Source organism: Bartonella sp. AP40SXNS (assembly GCF_042195825.1).
Classification (GTDB): Bacteria; Pseudomonadota; Alphaproteobacteria; order Rhizobiales; family Rhizobiaceae; genus Bartonella.
Window position 1 is genome coordinate 125,340 of sequence record NZ_JBHIPB010000001.1, and the last position, 22,340, is coordinate 147,679.

Annotated in this window: 17 protein-coding genes; 10 read left to right on the forward strand and 7 right to left on the reverse strand. The window is 36.5% G+C overall.

Annotated features, from left to right (window positions below; genetic code table 11):
• Nucleotides 1-109: 109 nt before the first annotated feature.
• The 6 genes from ACFILZ_RS00535 to ihfB all read right to left on the reverse strand — a co-directional run bounded on the left by ACFILZ_RS00535 (nucleotide 110) and on the right by ihfB (nucleotide 5,046).
• Nucleotides 110-883 (reverse strand): Bax inhibitor-1/YccA family protein, encoded by a 774-nt coding sequence (locus ACFILZ_RS00535; protein WP_375606102.1) that lies wholly within the window; start codon nucleotides 881-883, stop codon nucleotides 110-112.
• Nucleotides 884-2,008: 1,125 nt separating this feature from the next.
• Nucleotides 2,009-2,512, reverse strand: coding sequence for a signal peptidase II (gene lspA, locus ACFILZ_RS00540; RefSeq protein ID WP_375609988.1), 504 nt, complete (start codon nucleotides 2,510-2,512; stop codon nucleotides 2,009-2,011).
• Complete coding sequence (locus tag ACFILZ_RS00545) at nucleotides 2,502-3,356, reverse strand: TrmH family RNA methyltransferase (RefSeq protein ID WP_375609989.1); 855 nt, start codon at nucleotides 3,354-3,356, stop codon at nucleotides 2,502-2,504. Before ACFILZ_RS00545 ends, lspA begins: the two co-directional genes overlap by 11 nt.
• 2 nt (nucleotides 3,357-3,358) lie before the next feature.
• The gene (locus ACFILZ_RS00550; RefSeq protein ID WP_375609990.1) at nucleotides 3,359-4,291 is read right to left on the reverse strand and encodes a class I SAM-dependent methyltransferase; all 933 of its coding nucleotides are present in this window, start codon (nucleotides 4,289-4,291) and stop codon (nucleotides 3,359-3,361) included.
• A 172-nt stretch (nucleotides 4,292-4,463) separates the two neighbouring features.
• Nucleotides 4,464-4,760, reverse strand: a complete 297-nt coding sequence (locus tag ACFILZ_RS00555) for a lipopolysaccharide assembly protein LapA domain-containing protein (RefSeq protein ID WP_375606106.1) — start codon at nucleotides 4,758-4,760, stop codon at nucleotides 4,464-4,466.
• Between the two features lie 7 nt (nucleotides 4,761-4,767).
• Nucleotides 4,768-5,046, reverse strand: coding sequence for an integration host factor subunit beta (gene ihfB / locus ACFILZ_RS00560; protein WP_273790186.1), 279 nt, complete (start codon nucleotides 5,044-5,046; stop codon nucleotides 4,768-4,770).
• 186 nt (nucleotides 5,047-5,232) lie between these two features.
• On the opposite strand from ihfB, the gene lptC reads away from it, so the two are divergent.
• The 6 genes from lptC (at nucleotide 5,233) to rlmN (ending at nucleotide 12,388) form a co-directional block, all read left to right on the forward strand.
• A complete protein-coding gene (gene lptC / locus ACFILZ_RS00565) occupies nucleotides 5,233-5,877 on the forward strand; it encodes an LPS export ABC transporter periplasmic protein LptC (RefSeq protein WP_375609991.1) in 645 nt (214 codons plus the stop codon).
• 76 nt (nucleotides 5,878-5,953) lie between these two features.
• Nucleotides 5,954-6,553 (forward strand): LptA/OstA family protein, encoded by a 600-nt coding sequence (locus tag ACFILZ_RS00570; RefSeq protein ID WP_375606108.1) that lies wholly within the window; start codon nucleotides 5,954-5,956, stop codon nucleotides 6,551-6,553.
• 6 nt (nucleotides 6,554-6,559) lie between these two features.
• The gene (gene lptB, locus ACFILZ_RS00575) at nucleotides 6,560-7,354 is read left to right on the forward strand and encodes an LPS export ABC transporter ATP-binding protein (RefSeq protein WP_012754448.1); all 795 of its coding nucleotides are present in this window, start codon (nucleotides 6,560-6,562) and stop codon (nucleotides 7,352-7,354) included.
• Nucleotides 7,355-8,264: 910 nt separating this feature from the next.
• The gene (gene ptsN, locus ACFILZ_RS00580; RefSeq protein ID WP_375606109.1) at nucleotides 8,265-8,729 is read left to right on the forward strand and encodes a PTS IIA-like nitrogen regulatory protein PtsN; all 465 of its coding nucleotides are present in this window, start codon (nucleotides 8,265-8,267) and stop codon (nucleotides 8,727-8,729) included.
• 1,886 nt (nucleotides 8,730-10,615) lie between these two features.
• The gene (locus tag ACFILZ_RS00585) at nucleotides 10,616-11,119 is read left to right on the forward strand and encodes an invasion associated locus B family protein (RefSeq protein WP_375610053.1); all 504 of its coding nucleotides are present in this window, start codon (nucleotides 10,616-10,618) and stop codon (nucleotides 11,117-11,119) included.
• A gap of 42 nt (nucleotides 11,120-11,161) precedes the next feature.
• The gene (rlmN, locus tag ACFILZ_RS00590) at nucleotides 11,162-12,388 is read left to right on the forward strand and encodes a 23S rRNA (adenine(2503)-C(2))-methyltransferase RlmN (protein ID WP_375609992.1); all 1,227 of its coding nucleotides are present in this window, start codon (nucleotides 11,162-11,164) and stop codon (nucleotides 12,386-12,388) included.
• Nucleotides 12,389-13,180: 792 nt separating this feature from the next.
• On the opposite strand, the gene ACFILZ_RS00595 is transcribed toward rlmN, so the two are convergent.
• Nucleotides 13,181-13,822 carry a LysE family translocator gene (locus ACFILZ_RS00595; protein WP_375606111.1) on the reverse strand — a complete coding sequence of 214 codons (642 nt, stop codon included), beginning with the start codon at nucleotides 13,820-13,822 and terminating at the stop codon, nucleotides 13,181-13,183.
• Nucleotides 13,823-13,988: 166 nt separating this feature from the next.
• Here ACFILZ_RS00595 and ACFILZ_RS00600 point away from each other — a divergent pair, with 166 nt between their 5' ends.
• The 4 genes from ACFILZ_RS00600 to addB all read left to right on the forward strand — a co-directional run bounded on the left by ACFILZ_RS00600 (nucleotide 13,989) and on the right by addB (nucleotide 22,338).
• Nucleotides 13,989-15,224 carry an argininosuccinate synthase gene (locus ACFILZ_RS00600; RefSeq protein ID WP_375609993.1) on the forward strand — a complete coding sequence of 412 codons (1,236 nt, stop codon included), beginning with the start codon at nucleotides 13,989-13,991 and terminating at the stop codon, nucleotides 15,222-15,224.
• A 373-nt stretch (nucleotides 15,225-15,597) separates the two neighbouring features.
• The gene (locus ACFILZ_RS00605) at nucleotides 15,598-17,259 is read left to right on the forward strand and encodes a lysine--tRNA ligase (RefSeq protein ID WP_375609994.1); all 1,662 of its coding nucleotides are present in this window, start codon (nucleotides 15,598-15,600) and stop codon (nucleotides 17,257-17,259) included.
• On the forward strand, nucleotides 17,259-18,833 hold the full coding sequence (locus ACFILZ_RS00610) for a peptide chain release factor 3 (protein ID WP_375607918.1): 1,575 nt from the start codon (nucleotides 17,259-17,261) through the stop codon (nucleotides 18,831-18,833). Before ACFILZ_RS00605 ends, ACFILZ_RS00610 begins: the two co-directional genes overlap by 1 nt.
• 385 nt (nucleotides 18,834-19,218) lie before the next feature.
• The gene (addB, locus tag ACFILZ_RS00615) at nucleotides 19,219-22,338 is read left to right on the forward strand and encodes a double-strand break repair protein AddB (RefSeq protein WP_375609995.1); all 3,120 of its coding nucleotides are present in this window, start codon (nucleotides 19,219-19,221) and stop codon (nucleotides 22,336-22,338) included.
• The last annotated feature ends 2 nt before the right edge of the window (nucleotides 22,339-22,340 follow it).

Here is a 22,340-nt window from a genome sequence, read left to right on the forward strand (position 1 = left end):
AAAAGAATATAATCTCTAAGAGGCAAAGGGTAAAAACTTACACTAAAAACAAAAGAACCTTGTTTCTTTTTGAAACAAGGTTCTTTCATTAAGCGATGATCTTTTAAAATCAATCACGGTTTGAACCAAGAAATTGTAGCAAGAAGACAAACATATTGATGAAATCAAGATAAAGATTCAATGCACCCATAATAACTTTACGTCCTCTTGTATCACCTTCATCTCCTTCGTAATACATCAACTTAATGTTTTGAGTATCGTAAGCTGTTAAACCAGCAAAGATAAAAACACCAATAACGGAGATAGCAAATTGCAAAGCACTTGACCCAAGAAAAATGTTTACAATCATAGAAAGTAACAAACCAATCAATCCCATAAATAAGAATGAACCGATTGCTGTAAGATCACGCTTTGTTGTGTATCCATAAAGTGAAAGAGCTCCAAAAGTTGCAGCGGAAATAACAAAGGTTTGTACAATACTTTCTGTCGTATAACGCAAAACGATTGAAGATAGTGAAAGACCAACCAGAGCAGCATAACCAAAAAAGAGGCTACGAGCAGCATTTGTGCTCAGTGTATTAATTTTAAAACTGAGGAATAAGACCGCTATGAGTGGTGCAAACATAACGATATAAGAGAATGGTGATGTATAAAATGTTACTCCAAAAGATGTTAAATAAACACTGCTATTGATTTGAGCTGCTGCTTGACTCATATCTGTTGTCGTTGCTAATGATACAATTGCATAAGCGGCAGCAGCTGTAATAAGCAAACCAATGGCCATTGTATTGTAGACACCCAACATATAGTCGCGCAATCCCAGATCAATTGATGCATCGGCATGAGAAGCAGGCGCCGAACGTAAATTTTTAAAATTAGCCATAATATAAAATCCTTTAGCATATGTTCCGTCAGATATTGGGGTTTAAAAGTACCTCTGTCATTACAGATAAACACTTCGTATAAGTCCTAAATTGGCTAACACAAAAACCCTAAGAATCACTGGCGGAATTCCAGCACATCTGCTCTTATTATGGAGATTTATTTAAAAATTACAAGAGATTTATCTGAAGAAGGAACCTTACAAATTGGTAAGGAAATAGTTTATTTTGATGAAATAATATTTCCATTTTTTGCCATATTTTTGCAAGATAAAAAGACTATACTTAAAATTTTTTTACTGTTCATAGAAATTGTGTAATATAATTCTCTGTAAGGTATCAACGGTCTTTGCTTTGATGAAGAGAGAGGCAAATGTCGTCGCACTGTTTTTCAACTTACAATATTGCATCTGCTCTATACGGTTAGAAGACCTATTGAATTGAATCTTTTTATATAAAAACTGATATATAATAATAAATTATCGTTTTGTATGCTAAATTCTTCTCCGAATATCGTAAGATTCTCTGATGACAAATTTTCTTATATTAAATCAATCAAGGTTATTTATTTGCTTGCTCCACACAAGCAAGATTGGTGTGTAAAAGACATGGTTTTAATTAATTCAACATGCGAAAGTTCGAAATAAAAGAAATTTAGGGTTCTCATTCAATATACAAAATGGTAAACTATCATTATATATCAATATGTTGTATTATAAATAAAACATTGAAAATAGTTAAAAGATGTTGCTTATTAAGCAATATAAATAAAAGAGGGGTGTTTTTACACGAAGCGCTTAAGAAAAACACTGTAAAAATGACGCCTGTAAAAACTAAAAAACATATGAAAAGTAATTGTTTTAAGCAAATGAACAGAATTTAAATGCTGTAAAATATTTCCTCTCAGAATGGGATATAGGACATATGAATAAAAAATTATTGGTTTCTATTTGAGTTCATTCCTTTTACACGGATCAAGTATATAAAGATCAAGTGAAAGTAAGGTCTTATAATTCCATGAAAAGAAACACATGAAATTATTAGCAAGAAGAGTTGATCAAGAGAAATCAATTTGTAATCAGACTTGTGATGATTAATAACCTCTGGTTTTTAAGGCGCTGAACATATCAATGAGAAGATGTGCTGTTGGAATGACGTTTTGCCTTCATCCAAGTACGCAATTCTTCAATAAGGATGGCAATAACACCAAGAGTGATAAAACTATCTGCAAGGTTGAAAATAGCAAAATGAAAGATATCATCAATATGAAAAAGGATATAATCAGTGACATGATGAAAGCGAATACGATCAATAAGATTGCCGATTGCTCCTCCAATAATAAGGATAAGACCAAAGCGCATTAAAGACTTATTATATTCAGTATTTTTCCATAACCATAGAAGAAAGATAATCACAATGATCGTGATGGCGATGATTCCCCAGTGAGAAAAGGAAGAAAAAAATGAAAATGCAATGCCAGAATTGCGCACATGATAAAGGGAAAGAAAAGGAATAAGCGAAATTTCTGTTCCTAAAGGCATATTGTGCATAACCCAGTATTTGACAGCTTGATCAAGTACTACTGTAAAAGCCAAGCCCAAGAGAAGAAAAGGGAGTGATTTACGAATCATGTTTTTCCTCACATGGTTCCAGTATTAAATAAGGGCGACGGATTTCATAAAGCATAACAGCTGTTGCTACTGCTAGATTAAGCGAATCAGCACGTCCACTTTGTGGAATACGCGCGAGTTTATTACACCGCCTTGTAAGAATATCTGATAATCCCTGTTTTTCATTTCCCATTAAAAGGATAACAGGACCATTTTTGAAATCAAGTGTCCGATAATCCAGAGATCCTTTAAGATGCGTGCCAACGATCATGCCTTTAAAGTGAGCAGACCAGTTTAAAAAGGCGCTTTCATCAAAACGATAAAGCGGTATAGAGAAAATTGATCCCATAGTTGCACGAACTGTTTCAGGCGAGAAAGGGTCTGTTGTTTCGCCAATTAAAATAACACCTTTAGCACCTACGGCATCGGCAGTTCGGATAATGGTACCAAGATTTCCAGGATCACGCACACGATCAAGCGCGATATAAACATCTTTAGTCTGTTCAGTTATCATTTCAAGAGGTTGCCATTTTTGTTTAAAAATACCAATAACTGTTTGCGGATTATCGCGTCGGGTAAGTGATTCCATAACTTTTTGTGAAGCTTTAATCACAAAACCACCATTGGCTACAACGCGTGCAGCAATATTTTCGATAGCAGCATTACCGATTTTGTTTTTAGAAAAAATAAGCGTCTGTATTGTCCAGCCGAGATCGAGAGCATCAATGACCAATTTCAATCCCTCTGCCATGAAAAGACCTTCTTTATTACGATTTTTCTTTTGGCTGAGCGCTTTAAGATCTTTTATAATGGGGTTGCTAAGAGAGGTAATTTCTTTCACTCTACCAGTTTTGGGTCTACACATATTCAAGCAATCCAACGGCTAAAAAGGGAAGTAGAAAGAGCGCGTCCTGCAACTTCTTCACGCAAAATAAGTTCTCCTGATTCGACCGTACCACCAAGATTTACAAATGCATCACGCATTAAAGCATGAAGTGCAAAGAAGGAAGCACGAATAGAATAAGCTGTAAGCACAACAGAAAGCGGTTTATCAGAGAGAAGTTTACGACAATTTGTGATCATATCTGGTAAATGATCAAACAGTTGCCAAACTTCACCATGGGGTCCACGCCCATAAGCAGGGGGATCAAGGAGAATCATATCATAGCTTTTCTTACGACGCAGTTCACGCTCGACAAATTTCACAGCATCATCACAAATCCAGCGAATAGAATGATCTGGTAATCCTGCTCTTTCCTGATTAGCTTTTGCCCACGCAATGGCTTTTTTAGAAGCATCAACATGGGTAACGTTCGCACCCGCTCGTGCTCCAATCAAAGAGGCAACACCTGTATAGCCAAAAAGATTCAACAATTTTATAGGACGTGCGGCTTTAACAATTTGTTCTTCTATAGAGCGCCAATGGGCATCTTGTTCAGGAAAAACCCCCACATGACGAAAAGAAGTAAAACGGCCTAGAAAAGATAGTCCATTCCAAGAAAGTGGCCATGTCTCATTAAGTGGCTTTTTAGGAAAATGCCAACGACCAACCCCTTCTTCATCACGATTTCCCGTGAAAATAGCGTCCACATCAGCCCATTGTTTCTGTGATAAAGCGGGTTTCCATAGTGCTTGACCTTCTGGTCGAATAATGCGGTAAGCTCCATAACGTTCTAATTTTTGTCCATGACCAGAATCAATGAGAGCATAGTTTTCGCTTATACCCGTTTCTAAAATAAGGGGCAGCTTTTCCTGCGGATATCTATTATTATGGGAGGATTGAAAGCATTGTGGGGGCATGTTTTGTATCACGGTATATGAGGTATAAAAATATATTATAAAGCTCTTAAATGTTTCGTAAAAGTGCAAAAAAGCTAAAGTCAATTAAAACATGTATAAAAAAAGAAAAAGAGCACTTTTAACTCTGTACTGAATATAGAATACAGAGAGAAAAGATTTCATTTAAATACCATTACACCAGATTTGTGATAGATGTTTTCAATTTTTCAATCTCGGCTTTACTTTTTTTGAGAGCTTTTTTGTATTTGTGATAGGAAAACCAACTGATCAGATTTCCTAATAAAATACCAAAACCAAAGAAAATAAAGAGCCATATAAAGAGGGGAGCATGATAAGTAAAACTTTCAGGATTTGCTCGAAAAGGATCAAGGGTTAACGGAACCATTTGACGATTAGCCACGATAAAAACAATCAAAACCGCTGCGAGAATCACACTGATACTTGTTAGAAGAATACGTTTAATTATCATAAGTTTCTCACTGATTAAGACGGTCGCGTAAATCCTTGCCAGTTTTAAAAAAAGGAATCCACTTTTCTTCAACAGAAACGGCTTCACCTGTTCGTGGATTACGTCCATTACGGGCTGAACGGCTTTTTACAGAAAAAGCTCCAAATCCACGAAGTTCAACGCGATTGCCATTTGCAAGTGCTGTTGCAATTTCCTCAAAAATAGCGTTCACAATATTCTCCACATCCCGTTGAAAAAGATGCGGGTTATGACGAGCAATAATTTGCACAAGCTCTGATTTTACCACAATAGCCTCACTTTCACACAAAAAAATTTCGTAATTGTGCACTCCATGCATAATATTACAATATATAAACGGATAAAAGCAAAATAAAATCAAGAAAAAACAAATTGCAAGAAACAAAATTTGAAAATACCTTCTATAAAGGGTATACAGATTAAAAATGCGGAGTATTTAAGAGATCAGGAGAGTATGTCCGTACACAATCATTATAAAGCCTTTTCAACGCAATCATCTTTTGGAGATGTTTTAAAAAAAGCATCCCGTCATTCGCGTCGCATTAGCATATTAAAATTTTTTTTACCTCTCTTAGCGTTGATTTCAGCGCTGGTTTTTTGCTGGTTTACGTTTTTCTTGGTTCCCGTTACTTCTGATTCTATGCCTTTGAATAATGGAGAAAGTGGCGTGATGAATTTGACGATGCTTAATCCAAAATTAGAAGGGTATACGCGTGCTCATGAACCTTATTGGCTTAAAGCAGAAAAGGCATTTCAAGACCATACACACGCTGGAATGATTGGGTTGCAAAACATTACAGCTAGAGCATTTATGGGCCAACAACGACAGGTTTTTCTCGTCGCACAAGGGGGGGTTTACGATAACATTAATGGTTTTTTACAGTTGAATAAGCCATTCACCATTACAACGAACGATGGGATGATGGTACAATTTATGTCAGCTAGTATTAACTTATCCGAGGGACAGTTAAAAACAGATCAACGTGTTAATATTCAGCAGGCCGGTTTGCATCTTGCTGCAAACGCCTTACAAATTCGAGAAAAAGGAAAAAACATATATTTCCATGGTGATGTGCATTTAGTGCTTCAAAAGCAATGACGGAATATCAATACAAATCTTTAAAAGATATTTATAAAGAGAAGTATGTGTATATACAAACAGAAGAATTGAAATAATGAAATCGTACAAAAGATGGATAGGTGTGATGTTAGCTTTTAGCATGGGAATGTTAGGAGAAGGAGCAGTTTTAGGATATGCTGAAGGGACTCATTTTGGAATAAGTCTATCAAACGACAAAGAACCGGTAGAACTTCATGCAGATTCTTTGGAAATACGTGATAAAGAAGGGATAGCACTTTTTAAGGGTGATGTTTCAGTGGTGCAAGGTGAACGTCTTTTAAGAACGGCAGAATTAGTTGTTTACTACGATAAAGCATATAAAGAAATTGATAAAAACAAGGAAGATACAAAGGCATCATCTGTTTCTTTATTTGGTTCGTCGAGTATACAAAAAATGGAAGCTTTAGGAAAAGTTTATATAAAAATTGCTACGCAAGTTGCTACGGGTGATAAAGGCGTTTTTGATGGAAAGTCAAAAATGATGAGTTTGACAGGGAATCATGTTGTGTTAACTGATGGTGATAATGTGGCAACGGGGTGCAAACTAACGGCAAATATGGAAAGCGGAAAGGCTTTTTTAGAAGGTTGTGAGACGCCTAAGAAAAAAGGTCGTGTTTCTATTATTTTAAAACAAAATCAAAAGAATGGCCATTAAGATTTCATGTTTGGAATCAAAAGAAAAAAACAGACTGATAGGTATAATCTTGAAAGTGAAGCTTCAAAAAATCCCTTAAAAGGGACCTTGATTGCCAGTAATTTGATTAAAGTTTATCGAGGAAGACGAACAGTTAATGGTGTTTCTTTTGGCATTCGTACGGGAGAAGCCGTTGGCATTTTAGGACCCAATGGGGCAGGTAAAACAACTTGTTTTTATATGGTGACAGGGCTCATAAAATCTGATGGAGGCTCGATTAAAATTGATGGATTTGATATTACGCATCTTCCGATGTACCGACGTGCGCGTCTAGGTATTGGATATCTTCCACAGGAAGCGTCTATTTTTCGTGGTCTTTCAGTAGAAAATAACATTAAAGCTGTTTTAGAGGTCGTTGAAAAAGATCGCCTTAAACAACGTGAAGAGTTAGATAGCCTTTTACATGAATTTAAAATTGATCATTTACGTAAAATGTCTGCGCTTTCGTTATCTGGAGGTGAACGTCGGCGACTTGAAATTGCGCGCGCTTTAGCTTCTCGTCCCCATTTTATGTTACTTGATGAACCATTTGCAGGAATTGATCCTATCGCTATTTTCGATATTCAACAACTTATTCGTCATTTAACGAGGCGTGGCATTGGTGTTTTAATAACGGATCATAATGTGCGTGAGACATTAGGGCTTGTCGATCGCGCTTATATTATTCATACAGGGCGGGTGTTAGTTCACGGTTGTCCTAACGATATTATCAACAACGTTGATGTACGCAGAATTTATTTGGGAAATCAGTTTTCTCTTTGATTTTACAGCTTTCACGAGTTTTCATTTAAGTTTAACCAAACATTATTACTGAAAATTTCCTTATTTATGCCAAAACTTCTTTTATGACTATAACCTTAATGTTGTTATTGAGTGGTGAAAAAGGCTTCATCATTAGAGGTTAGTTTGTTGTTTTATAAGTTTAGCTTACTCATAATTATATCATAGAAAAGATATCACTAGATTAACGTGATAATGAGTGATAAATGAAGCTCTCAATAAATGCGTGTGTTATTGAAAGGTAAAAGATATTTATCATATTTTTCTCTGTCGAATCAAATAATATATCGGTGATGCTGTTTTAGGTATTTTGATGGGAGCACCGGTTATATATTGCGGTTATTCAATAGGAGTTGTCGTATTTTATTGGTTTATATCGCCTATTTGAAAATAGGAGGTTGGCTACAGATATCAGGCTAAATCTATAAATCTTTTAAAATAATCATTAAATTTCTAAAAATCTTTATATTCTTGTTATAAGTCGATGTTCAAGCTATACAGTAATTTTCAAAGTAAAGATCCATTTTGCTCAGTATGCTTTTCATCTTAATTTAAGGGCTCATTTTTAAAGAAAGAAAAACTCTGATGGCGGATTATACATCAACTCTTATGACAAGTTTAATAAATTTATGAATAATGGCCTTTTTTAGAGTCGTAAGGAAATTAACTTTATGAACAATTTCATTTCTTTGGTTTCTCATGCCGTTAATGATGATCCGAATACTATTTATTGTTGTTTTAGAAGTGATATGAGATGTATTGAGCTATCACCCATTATAAATTGAAAAGTAAAAACACATGCGATGTTGCGAAAAGTGAAAGAACATTAAGTATCTATAGCGTTTATAGGTTTATTGATGAGCATTTTAGCGTGTAAGAGGAAAATTAAAGTATGAATTTGAGTGAGTTAATAGCACCGGAAGCGATCATTCCGGCTCTTAATGCTAATTCGAAAAAACAGGTTCTGCAAATTTTAGCCGAAAAAGCTTCCAAGCTAACAGGTCTTAGTGAGCATGTGATTTTTGATGTTGTTTTACAACGCGAGAAGCTTGGTTCAACGGGTTTAGGTGGAGGTATTGCGATTCCTCATGGAAAATTACCTGATATTAATCGGATCATTGGTATATTTGCACGTCTTGAAAGTCCTGTTGATTTTGAAGCTCTTGACGACGAACCTATAGATCTCGTTTTTCTCCTTTTAGCACCTGAAAATGCTGGTGCAGATCACTTAAAAGCTTTATCACAGATCGCACGTGTTTTGCGTCACACTGATGTTGTACAAAAGTTGCGCAGTACGCATAATGCCAATGCGCTTTATGCTTTATTGATTCAGACTTCAGAATCAAATGCAGCTTAAAAGGTATTATGAGCGTATAAATTGCGAGGTATGCACTACAGAGCGTAGGAAAGAATATAATTTGCATCTTAAGATTAATAACAAAAGGTTGTGTCATGAGATTTAAGAAAATTACTTCTAAGTGAACCTTCTTTTTAAAGAGCAACCAACAAAAACGAAGGGCTTTTCCTTTCTTGTTCTCGTATATTAAAGCATCTAATTATTATATTCGTGGATTCTTTTATCCTGTTATAATGTAAAAACACTGTCATTTGAGATATAGTGAGATAAATTCTGTAAGTCTTCTTAATATATTAAGTGCTTTTAGAGTGCGTGGTAAATATTTTTAAGCAGGACTTGTCTGTAGAGCCTTTAGTTAAGTGAATCACATGAGTGGGAAGAAAAGAGGAGACCGCTCGACAAGAATCCAAACTTTTTCAGTCCAAATTGGATTAAGAATCTTCGTCCTTTGAAAGCGGGAAAGAAATCAACAGAAAAGTTTATTTGTGCATTGAATTTTTTTGTAAGTTGAGTTTGAGTGTTTAGGGATAATATTTTAATGCTCAAGAAGAAATAAGAAATATATTGTATCTTCAGTATAGCAAGATATTGATTTTAAATATAATTCACTATTTCGCATGTTAGATGAGAGATCCGAATATTGTAAAATTCTCTCATTCCAAACTTGTTTATGTTGAATCAATCAAAACCATTTCCTTGCACGTTGTAAACGGAATTAGCGTGTGGATAAAAACTGTACAAGAAAGGGGTAAAGATGCTTCTTATGAATCGTCTCAAGTATTGAGGGTTGCAGCAAAACATTGGGAGCTGGAAAATAGTGTTATGGTGCCATCTTTCTTCTTCACAAGTGGAGAGATCAACTATTTTATAGATATGATTTAGATGTCTGCTGTTGTATAGAGCTCATGCTAAAGAACAATTTTGTACGGTAAGAATGAAAATTATACCTTTAGGTTGGGTGAAAGAGTTTTTATGCATAGGAAGATTTATTTAAGTGTCTTTAATTGATTAAAATATTGTTTAAAAAATGGTAATGTTAGAACTGCTATAGAAAAAAGTTTTATATTTCTTTTTATAAATTACTTAGAAATAAGATAAGGAGACTTTCCAAAAGAATTCTTAAGAAGTTTTTTATAACAGAAAGAAAAATATCGTCTGATACATTAAAATAATACGATTAAGCTATTATAAGCTACTAAAATCATTTTAGAAATTAATAATTGGAGATGAAATATATAGGAAAATAAGATCAAAAGAAACAAAGTTGTATGTGATTATTGAGATAGAATCTAAATTCTTTATGTTTTATTATTAATATCTTGATAATATTTTATTATTTTTACAAGGTCTTTTGAAGGTTGAGAAAAAGTGTTATCGGGACGATGTTGAATACGAAATATGAATGCACTATAATGAGTAAAAGGTGGAGTATTTTGCGAACATAAATGTATTGAATGCATAAAGTCGAGAAGTGATATTCGTAAGGCGATTAAGCTTTTTTGCGGGGAGTCCGGGGTGTATTTTCAAAATTTTGCATCAGATTGCTTGTGATATAAAGAGTATGGTTTATTTCTTAATAGTGTGATGGTATGTTTTCATCTCGTTTTGAGGTTCTATAGCTTAAAGAAATCGTTTTTTATACAAAAACGAAATAAGTAGCGTAAAATGAAGATGTTATTTTTTAATGTGGTTATTGAATAAGAAGTTTATTTTTTGGTAACGATTAAAAGGTCATAATGAAACGTAGAAATCTATTTTGATTAGTTTGAAAATATTTCGCTTATTGAAGGAATTAGGACAATAACACATGAATATCGAGGAGTTTTTGTTGAATTTTTCCAATGAAGAAAATCTTGTTAGAGACTAAAGAAGTGAGCTAAATGAAGATGTTTGAAAAGACTGTTATTGCTGCATCTGTAATGGTTCTTGTTACAGCAGGAGTGGCATATGCACAAACGCCAAGCCGTTTAAATCAATTTGAAGCGTGGGGAGCCTATTCTTATAAATCGCCCAAAAATACGATTTGCTATGTGTTATCGGTACCTTTGAAGGCTCTTCCAACGACAGTTAATCATGGTGATAACTTTTTCTTGGTTACCAAGCGTTCTCATTCACCTATTTCGTTTGAACCGCAGTTTATGGCTGGTTATACCCTTCAAGAAGGGTCGAGAGTGACGGTGACCATTGGAGGTAAGGATTTTGATTTTTTCACTAAAGATTCCTCAGCTTGGTTGGCGTCATCAGAGCTAGAAAAGCAGCTTGTTTCTGCTATGCGTGCTGGAAGCAATATGACAGTGAAAGCGATATCAAAACGAGGAACGCATACCACTTATACTTATTCCTTAAAAGGGGTCACTGCTGCATTAAATGCAACTCAAAAGTGCCATTAAGGTTTCGATAACTTCTAAAATAGTGATGTGAATTAGAAAGCAATGGCCATTTCCTATGACCTTAGACCAGTTGGTTCATGTTTTGCACGAAAAACAGATAATGTGGTCGTGAAGGAGAGTTCTAAGCTCTCTTTAATTGGTTTGTCGCAAGACGAAATGATGCAAGCTTTAAAGATCGTTGGTGTACCAGAGCGTCAAACGCGTATGCGTGTACGCCAGCTTTGGCATTGGCTTTATGTACGTGGTGTTTCAAATTTTGATGAAATGCTGAATATTTCTAAAGCAATGCAAGAAACACTTAAGTGTCATTTCTCCATTGCGCGCCCAGAAATTGTTGGAGAACAAATATCAAAAGATGGTACGCGTAAATGGCTCTTACGTTTTCCTGCACGTGGAGCTGGAAGGCCTGTTGAAATTGAAACGGTTTATATTCCTGAAGAAGGGCGTGGTACTTTATGTCTTTCATCGCAAGTAGGGTGTACGTTAACCTGCTCCTTTTGCCATACAGGAACACAGATGCTTGTTCGCAATCTGACTGCAGAAGAAATTTTGGCACAGTTATTGGTTGCGCGTGATTGTTTGGGTGATTTTCCTGATAAGAATACTCCTGATGGGGCAATTGTTCCCATTGAAGGGCGCAAAATTACCAATATTGTTATGATGGGAATGGGAGAACCTCTTTATAATTTTGAAGCTGTTAAAAAAGCTTTATTGATTGCTTCTGATGGCGATGGACTTTCTTTATCAAAACGTCGAATTACGCTTTCAACTAGTGGGGTTGTTCCTGGAATTATCCGAACCGGAGAAGAAATTGGTGTTATGTTGGCGATTTCACTCCACGCAGTACACGATACATTAAGGGATATGCTTGTTCCCATTAATAAAAAATATCCGCTTTCTTTACTAATGGATGCTTGCCGTAATTATCCTGGTCTTTCTAATGCAAAGCGAATCACATTTGAATATGTTATGCTAAAAGATATCAATGATAGTTTAGATGATGCAAAGCGATTGATTCAGCTATTGAAAGGGATTCCTGCTAAGATCAATTTAATTCCTTTTAATCCGTGGCCAGGGAGTAACTATCAGTGTTCTGATTGGGATCAAATCGAGCGTTTTGCTGATGTCGTTAATCAAGCGGGTTATGCTTCTCCTATTCGGATACCGCGTGGACGCGATATTTTAGCTGCATGTGGACAGCTTAAATCGGCTTCAGAGCGCTTACGGAAATCTGAACGTTTGCGACTTGAAAATGCTGCTGGTCATTAGGTAACGCAATTTTCAGCGATATCGAGGCCTATACTTTTTTGTTTGTAATTTAATATCCAAACCTCGTGCGATAGCATATGTGAGACAGAGATTAAGATTGGATAAGTGCTAGACGAACAGTTTCAGCGTTTATATGCTAAATGGGGTAAGAGATTGTCTATAGTCTGTTTGCATAATCTCTGAAATAAGAAGGAAGCCTAATTTAGAGGGAATATGAAGTCTTAAGGATTGTAACTAACTTCTACCTTATTATCATACTCATTAATTAGGTTTTGTGTCTTTTAAAAGCATCTACGGTAATACCTTTTAAAAAGTGGAGATTGTGCAGTGCCTCATGCTTTTGTTTATTATTCTTCTTAAATAAGATCACGCATCACAAGCAAAACAGAGGATCTAACATATAAATACCATTGAGTTATCCATTGATATGTTTTTTAAGTATCTCTTAGTGCACTCTTCATATCACGATAATGCTTGTGAGGAGTATAACAAAAAGCTTCTGTGAAATGTATTGTACTCCTACACCTTTATGTTTAATAAAGGTGTAAATTGGTACTACCATTCTATTTTTTAGCTCCCAATGTTGTAACAGCTTTTAGTACTTGAGATGGTTTATAAGAGGTGTTTTTATTCTTTTCTTAGATAGTTTTTATCCATATAAAAACTCCAGCTTCTCTTGTGATGTACAAAGGAAAGGTATTGTTTTATTCAAAATAAACAGGTTTGAAATGAAAAAATCTTATAATATTTGTTTTTTTATTTAAATTAAAAGCGATACATTACACTTATAAATCAATGTTTTGTAACCACAAGGAGATGGAGGGCAAAGCTGGTAAAAGTACCTGCAATAAGCCAATCGAGAAAGCGAAGATAAAGAGGGTTCTGTTTAAGGATTTTGGTAAGTTTATGCGCTGTAAAAACGACTGAAATTGTAATGGGGAAAGAAATAGGAATATAAGAGAGTCCTAAAAAGAGCAGCTTTTGTGTTGCCATAGGATCATTTGCATTGATAAATTGTGGTAAGAATGTTGCGTTAAAGAGTATGACTTTAGGATTGAGAAGATTAATTCCAATACCAGCAAGATAGTTACGTTTAGAGCTTTGAGGTTTAGAAGATGTTGGTTCAAAGGAAAGTGTCGGGTTTCTCCTTAATGCTTGAAAGGCAAACCATAAAAGATAAAAGGCGCCAACAATTTTCAGAAAAACAAAAGCGTGTGGCGCAGCAAAAATAAGCGCTGATAAACCAAGTGCTACAGCTGTAACCTGAATGGCAAATCCTGTTGCACTTCCCAAGGCGCACATAATTCCAGCTTTTTTGCTTTGTGTAATGGTTCGTCCTACAGAAAGCATCATATCAGGTCCTGGAATAAGTGCTAAAATCAACGATGCTAAAGCAAATTGTACAACAATAGACCACTCCGGTAGAAATGACACGTCAATCTCCTCTTATTTTTAAGTAATGTTCATTATTTATACTTTGAGGCGTCTTTATTTATGCTTTTTGAGTCTTTTTAATGTTGTTTAAAGAGAATTTATTTTTATATTTCTTGTGTCGTTTTAATTTTTTAGAAAAAAAGAACAATTCGTATAGAGCTTTAGAATGAAAAAGTGGAAAAGTATTAGAAAAGTTGTTTTGGCTTATTCGGGGGGATTGGATACGTCAATTATTCTCAAATGGTTACAAAGTACGCTAGGCGTTGAAGTTGTGACTTTTACAGCAGATTTGGGGCAGGGGGAAGAATTAGAGCTTGCTCGTCGTAAAGCTGAAATGCTAGGTGTTAAAGAAATCTACATTGAAGATTTGCGTGAAGAATTTGTGCGTGATTTTGTTTTTCCGATGTTTCGAGCCAATACCGTTTATGAAGGGACTTATCTTTTAGGAACATCAATTGCACGTCCACTTATTTCAAAACGTCTTATTGAAATTGCTAAGGAAACAGGGGCAGATGCCATTGCTCATGGAGCAACGGGCAAAGGCAATGATCAGGTACGCTTTGAACTTTCTGCTTATGCACTTAATCCTAATATAAAGATTATTGCTCCGTGGCGTGATTGGGATTTTAAGAGTCGGACAGATCTGTTTGAATTTGCGCGTATGCATCAAATTCCTGTAGAAAAAGATAAGCAAGGCGAAGCTCCTTTTTCAGTGGATGCAAATTTATTACATTCTTCATCAGAAGGAAAGATTTTAGAAAATCCAGCACTTCCTGCTCCTGAATATGTCCATATGCGTACTCTTTCGGTGGAAGATGCTCCAGATGAAGCAACCAGAATCACTCTTGGCTTTAAAAAAGGTGATGCTGTTTCAATCAATGGAAAAAATTTATCTCCTGCAACTTTACTTGCAGAATTAAATCATTATGGGCGGGATAATGGTATTGGTCGGTTGGATCTGGTAGAAAATCGCTTTGTAGGTATGAAATCGCGGGGTATTTATGAAACACCAGGGGGGACCATTCTTTTAACGGCTCACAGAGCTATAGAATCTTTAACACTAGATCGTGGCGCAGCTCATTTAAAAGATGAATTGATGCCACGTTATGCAGAACTCATTTATTATGGATTTTGGTTTTCGCCGGAACGTAAGATGTTGCAGGCAGCGATTGATTTATCTCAAGAACATGTTGAAGGTGAAGTCACGTTAAAGCTTTATAAGGGGAATGTGATTGTTGAAGGGCGCCAAAGTAAAAAATCACTTTATTCCAGTGAGTTGGTAACTTTCGAGGATGATCAAGGTGTTTATGATCAAAGAGATGCGACTGGTTTTATTAAATTAAATGCTCTACGTTTGCGTACATTAGCAAGGCATCATCAAGATGATAAAGAAAAGAAATAGAAAGTTACAGTGACAAGTGTAATGTGGATTAGTGCTTTTGTATGAAATGCCTAGTTTAAGCATTTTTTTGTTGGTTTTTACCGTTCTTTCGTTCAATACTAGAAGCTTATCTTCTGCGCTAATAAATATAATAAGCAAAACCCATGATAATAATAGCAATGAAGGCTTCGATAATCAAAACAAGTCAATTTTGCTTTATAATATTGAATGTTTTTGATTTTTATCAGAACAAAATATGTTTACAGTGAGGGTGGTTTTTGTATTGTGACTTAAGAGTATAAAGAAATTTACATCTTTTTGCTTGCTATTATTGACGAATAAATTCAAGAACCATACACCCTATTTTGGAAGATTATAATTTTTAGGATAAATAATGATGCGTAATCAGTGTGATGCCCTTAGCCTTACGCCTGAATTAAAGGATGCGGCTGCTCAATCGAGAACTTGGCCATTTGAAGAAGCACGTAAGATTATCAAACGGTATGAAAAGACGGGTTACCCAGACAGTGTAATATTTGAGACCGGTTATGGACCTTCTGGTTTACCGCATATTGGAACTTTTGGGGAAGTTGCACGTACAACCATGGTGCGTCATGCATTTCATATTCTCACAGAGAATAAAGTAAAAACAAAATTACTTTGTTTTTCTGATGATATGGATGGTTTGCGCAAGGTTCCTGAGAATGTGCCTGATCGCGAGAGGATGGAACATTATCTTGGTCAACCATTGAGCCGTGTACCTGATCCTTTTGGAGATGATTATCCTTCTTTTGGAGCGGCCAATAACGCACGTTTACGGGCTTTCCTTGATCGTTTTGGTTTTGATTATGAATTTGCAAGTGCTACGGATTATTACAATTCTGGTCGTTTTGATGAAACACTTTTAAGAATTCTTGCTTGTTATGACAAGGTGATGGCAATTATTTTACCAACATTAGGTGAAGAGCGACAGGCGACCTATTCACTCTTTTTACCGATTTCTCCTTTTTCTGGAAAAGTATTACAAGTACCAATGATTGCGCGTAATGTTGAAAAAGGGACAGTTACTTATATTGAACCTGAAACAGGAGAAACCATAGAAACAGAGGTTACAGGGGGTAAAGTTAAGTGTCAGTGGAAGGTCGATTGGGCTATGCGTTGGGCTGCGCTTGGCATTGATTATGAAATGGCAGGAAAAGATCTTATCGATTCCACAAATCTTTCTTCTAAAATTTGTAAAGTACTGGGTGGAAAGCCTCCAGAGGGATTTAACTATGAACTCTTTTTAGATGATAAAGGGCAAAAAATTTCCAAATCCAAGGGAAATGGCTTAACCATTGATGAATGGCTTACATATGCTCCAACAGAGAGCTTAGGGCTTTATATGTTTTCAAAGCCCAAGACAGCAAAACGGCTTTATTTTGATGTTATTCCCAAAGCTGTGGATGAATATTATGCGCATCTTTCTGCCTATGGTCGTCAAAGTTGGCAAGAACGGCTCAATAATCCTGTATGGCATATTCATAATGGTTGTCCACCGCAGGTTGATTTACCTGTACCTTTTGCGATGCTTTTAAATTTGGTAAGTGCTTCAAATGCAGAGAATGCAGGGGTTCTTTGGGGTTTTATTTCTCGTTACGCTAAGGGAGCAAATGCGCAAACTTGTCCAGAACTTGATCAATTGGTGAAATTTGCCATTAAATATTTTGATGTTTTTGTTAAACCAAACAAAAAATTTCGTATACCAGATGACAGCGAACGAGCAACATTAGCACAAATTGATGCAAAATTAGCCAATTTGCCTGAAACTGTTGATGGCAACACACTACAAAATACACTTCTTGATGTTGCGCGGTTAACGGAACGCTATCAAGATCATAGCAAAAAAAGCCCTGAAGGTGGGCCTGGCGTTTCCAATGTTTTTTTTCAAATGTTGTATGAGGTCCTTTTAGGACAAGAGAGAGGTCCACGATGGGGATCATTTATAGCGCTTTATGGGATTAATGAAATGCGTGCACTGATTGCTGAAGCACTTGCACGACCTATGGAGGAATAATGGAACGAAGAGTACAGGAAGTAAAGCGGCGCCGTACATTTGCAATTATTGCTCACCCAGATGCTGGGAAAACAACATTGACGGAAAAGCTTTTATTGTTTGGTGGTGCTATTCAACTTGCAGGAGAAGTAAAAGCCAAAAAAGATCGTATTCAAACTCGTTCTGACTGGATGAATATTGAGCGTGATCGTGGTATTTCCGTTGTGACTTCTGTGATGACATTTGAATATGAAAATCATATTTTTAATCTCCTAGATACCCCAGGCCATGAAGATTTTGCAGACGATACTTATCGCACGCTTACAGCTGTTGATAGTGCTATCATGGTATTGGATGGGGCCCGCGGGATTGAGCCTAGAACACTAAAACTTTTTGAAGTGTGTCGGATGCGGGATATTCCTATTGTTACTTTTATCAATAAAATGGATCGTGAGGCGCGTGATCCTATAGAGCTTTTAGATGAAATTGAAGAAAAGCTTGCTCTTGATACCGCCCCCATAACATGGCCCATTGGGACGGGTAAAGATTTTGTTGGGACTTTTGATCTTCATCATAACCGTTTTCGCCAAAAAGATGATGAGATAACCCAGCGGATCGTTTCAAATCCCAGTGAAGTTGTCCATTTACTTCCCCAATATCAACGTTCCACTTTTCTTGAAGGAGTAGAACTCGCTCAAAGTGTTTGCAAGAATTTTGATCTTCAAGCTTTCCGTGAAGGTCATATGACACCGGTTTATTTTGGTTCAGCTTTACGAAATTTTGGTGTTCGTGATTTGATCAATGCGCTTATTGATTTTGGTCAAAGTCCCCGTGATCAAAGTGCAGATCAGCGCAATATCATAGCAACTGAACCTAAAATGACGGGATTTGTTTTTAAAATTCAAGCGAATATGGATCCTAATCATCGTGATCGTATTGCATTTTTTCGGGTATGTTCGGGAACACTTGAACGTGGTATGAAGACAAAATTGGTCAGAACAGGAAAACCGATGACACTTTCGGCTCCACAATTTTTCTTTGCGCGTTCGCGCCAAATTGCTGATCAAGCCTATGCCGGTGATATCGTAGGGATTCCTAATCATGGAACATTGCGTATTGGTGATACTTTGACTGAAGGAGAAGATATTCTTTTTAAGGGAGTACCCAATTTTGCACCAGAGATTTTGCGTCGTGTTTGTTTGGGTGATCCAATGAAAGCAAAAAAGCTCAGAGAAGCTTTGCAACAAATGGCTGAAGAAGGGGTTGTGCAATTGTTTATTCCTGATGATGGGTCGCCTTCTCTCATTGGTGTTATTGGTGCTTTGCAAATTGATGTTTTAAAAGAGCGATTAAAAATAGAATATTCTTTGCCAGTGAATTTTGAGTCTGCACGCTTTAATTTATGCCGTTGGATTTCAGCGCAGAGCAAAGATGAGTTGCAAAAGTTTCTCAACAATCATCGCTCTGCTCTTGCGTATGATTTAGAAGGTGATCCAGTTTTTTTAGCGGAGAACCATTTTTCATTAAATTATGAAGCAGAAAGAGCTCCTAAGATAAAATTTTCTACTTTTAAAGATTATCAAGTAAGCTCTTAATGTAAAGAAGAATTTTTTATGTAACAATTTGGTTGATAATGATTTTTCATATCGAGTTAGGGATCTGAATATTGTTATTTTTTCTGAAAACAAAAGGAGTATGTAAAGAACACTTTCAGGTTGTATTATATAAAGAGAGAAGTAAATTTATTTATAATATTCAATAAGTTATAATATATTTGTAATTGTAACGTCTTTTAAAATTTTGATATATTTTTTCACAATAGCTTAAGACAAGGTCATATATTTAAGTATTTTGAATGTCAGTTAAAAATCTCCTGTATAAATAGAGCTTTTCAGTTTTTTCTTGTATGAAAATTGTATACAGTCAAAATAAAGCAAATAATCAATAAGATGAAATTTGTTATTCCCAATATGAGATCATATGACTTATAAGCCACGTGTCTTTTCTATATCTTCTGGAACGGCTTTTTTGCCTCACTTTGTTGATGCACTGCTCTCTGGTACCCTTATTGATAATTTTGCTCCCAATGGAGACATTCAAACTGCTCTTGCTGATAGCCTTATTTATGTTCCGACACGTCGTGCTGCGCGCGCTTTGCGTTTAGCTTTTGTTGAAAGAAGTAATACACACTCAACCTTTTTACCAACTATTCGTGCTCTAGGAGATGTCGATGAAGACAGTTTCCTTTTTGTTGAAAATCATACTAGCGCTTTAAATCCGCCTATTGGAGAAAGTGAACGCCTACTGCTTTTAGCGCGCCTTATTCGTCCATGGCGTGAAAATTTACCTGCGCATCTGCGTGCCATGTTTGGTACAGAAGATGTGCTTATTCCAGCTCATAGTGCTGATGCAATTTGGCTTGCTCAAGATTTAGCACACTTGATGGACGAAATTGAAACAGAAGGAGCAGATTGGTCGAAACTTAAAGATATTGCCCCTGACATGGTCGCTGAATGGTGGCAGATAACGCTCGATTTTCTGACTATTGTTACGCAAAATTGGCCACAAATCTTGACAGAAAAACAACGAAGTAATCCCGCTGAATGGCGTAATCAAGCACTCACAATGCATGCAGAGAATTTACGACGTATGAAGCCTGATAAACCGATCATTGCAGCTGGTGTGTCAGGTTCTATGCCCGCAGTTTCTCATCTTTTAAAGGTTATAGCTTCTCTGCCCAAAGGGGCTGTTGTTCTTCCTGGCCTTGATTTTTATATGGATGAAGAACAATGGAATGCATTAAGCACAAGCAATAAAGAAAAAACAGCTTGCGATTTTTTTGATCCTGCAGAAAATATTTTTAGCCATCCTCAATATCATTTAAAAAAACTTCTTTCTCTCATGGGGTGTCAACGTCGCCATGTTTGCGAAATTGGCCAACAAAGTAGCACAAAGAAAAGACGAATGGCTCTTTTATCGGAAGCATTGCGACCTGCTTCTACGACAGATAAATGGATACAAATTGTCCGTGATGATTATGAGGCTCTTTGTGCAGACTGGTCATTTATTGAAGCTATCAATGAACGTGAAGAAGCTCTCGCTATTGCTGTTGCTTTACGCAAAGCTATTGAAGAACCCCAAAAAACCGCAGCTCTTATTACAAATGACCGTAATTTAGCACGCCGTGTTACTGCGGAATTACAACGATTTGGAATTGAAGCAAATGATTCAGGGGGAATACCACTTGCCCAAACATTGCCTGTAACGCTTTTGCGGCTTATCTTAGAAAATGTATTGCAACCTGATGATCCCATTGCTTTTCTTTCTCTTCTTAAACATCCCCTTACAACACTCCAACAAAACCGTCATCGTTTACGGGAAATGGCAGAAAATTTTGAACTTTTTGTTCTTCGAGGGAATACAGGGCGCATCAATCTTTGCGAATGTGATCAATTTCTTGAAAAATGGATTGAAACATCTTTTCATAATAGTTCTGAAATCAACGCTCTTGATCAGCAGAAATGTGAAGAAGCACGTTTCCTTTGTCATCTTTTGAGGACAGCTGTTGAACCTTTAACATCTCTTATGAAACAAGAGAAAGAGTGCACCATCAACGAAGCTGCGATAGCAACTGTTGAAGTTTTTGAAAATTTTGGTCGCGATGAGGATAACTCTCTTGCACATCTTTATCAACACGAAGCAGGACAAGCCTTATCAACTTTTTTGCGTGAATTGGTCAGTGATCAATCAGGATTAACATTTCATCTTTGCGAATGGCCTGCTATGTTTTCTGCATTGATCGCAATGCGTTCCGTTACACCTTCTCCTGGAGGACATCCACGTTTATTCATCTGGGGTACTTTGGAATCGCGTTTGCAAACGGTTGATACAGTGGTCATCGGCGGTCTTAATGAAGGGTCATGGCCGATATCAACCCGAAATGATGCTTTTTTATCGCGACCGATGAAAATGATGTTAACTCTGGAGCCACCAGAGCAGCATATTGGTCTTTCCGCGCATGATTTTCAATGGGCGATGGGAATGGATAAAGTGGTGATGAGTCGCGCATTGCGCGTTAATCATACGCCTTCCATTCCTTCACGTTGGCTACAACGCTTAGAAACCGTCGTAGGACAACAAGTTTGGAAACAAATCCGTGCACGAGGTGAAATACTCCTTCATTGGGCAAAGATGCTTGATCATACAAACATGATTTCTGAGGTGAAGCGTCCCTGCCCTGTACCACCTCTTGATATGCGTCCACGTCATTTTTCAGTTACTGAAATAGAAATATTACGGTATGACCCTTATGCCATTTATGCTAAAAAAATCTTAAGGCTCAAACCACTTAAAGCCCTTATTCATAATTCTAGCGCTCCTGAACGTGGAACACTTTATCACGCTATTCTTGCAGATTTTTGCACACAAATAAAAAATCTAAATGCTGCAAATGCATTAGATGTGTTGCTTGCTATTGGACGTAAAGAGTTTGATAAATTCAATTTTCCACCGGATATTGAAGTAATTTGGTGGGATAGTTTTGAAAATCTTGCTCCACGCTTTATTCAATGGGAACAAAGTTTAGGACTGCGAGAGCGATATTCGGAAGTGGTATCACAAAAAATCCCTATAGGAACAACAGGGGTAACCCTTTCAGGACGTGCTGATCGTCTTGATGTTTTGCCAGATAAAACGGTTGAAATTCTAGATTTCAAAACCGGAACCCCTCCTTCATCAAAAAAAGTTCGTGAATTATTATTTCCGCAATTGGCTTTAGAAACAGCTTTACTCATACAAGGGGGCTTCTCAGATTTTCAAGATTTTACCCCCTCAAATTTATTTTACATTCCTCTTAACAAAAAAGGTGAAATTAAACCCCAATCAATTCTTTTAAAGAAAAAAGACGGAAAAACTCATCTAAGTGCTGTTGATCTTGCTGACAATGCATGGGAAAATCTTATCGCACTCATAACTTATTATCAAAATCCACAACAAGGCTATCTTTCACACGCAGTCCCTATGTTAAAACAATATGAAAGTGACTATGATCATCTGGCACGCTTATGGGAATGGTCAAGTGGTTTTCATAAAGAAGAGTAATC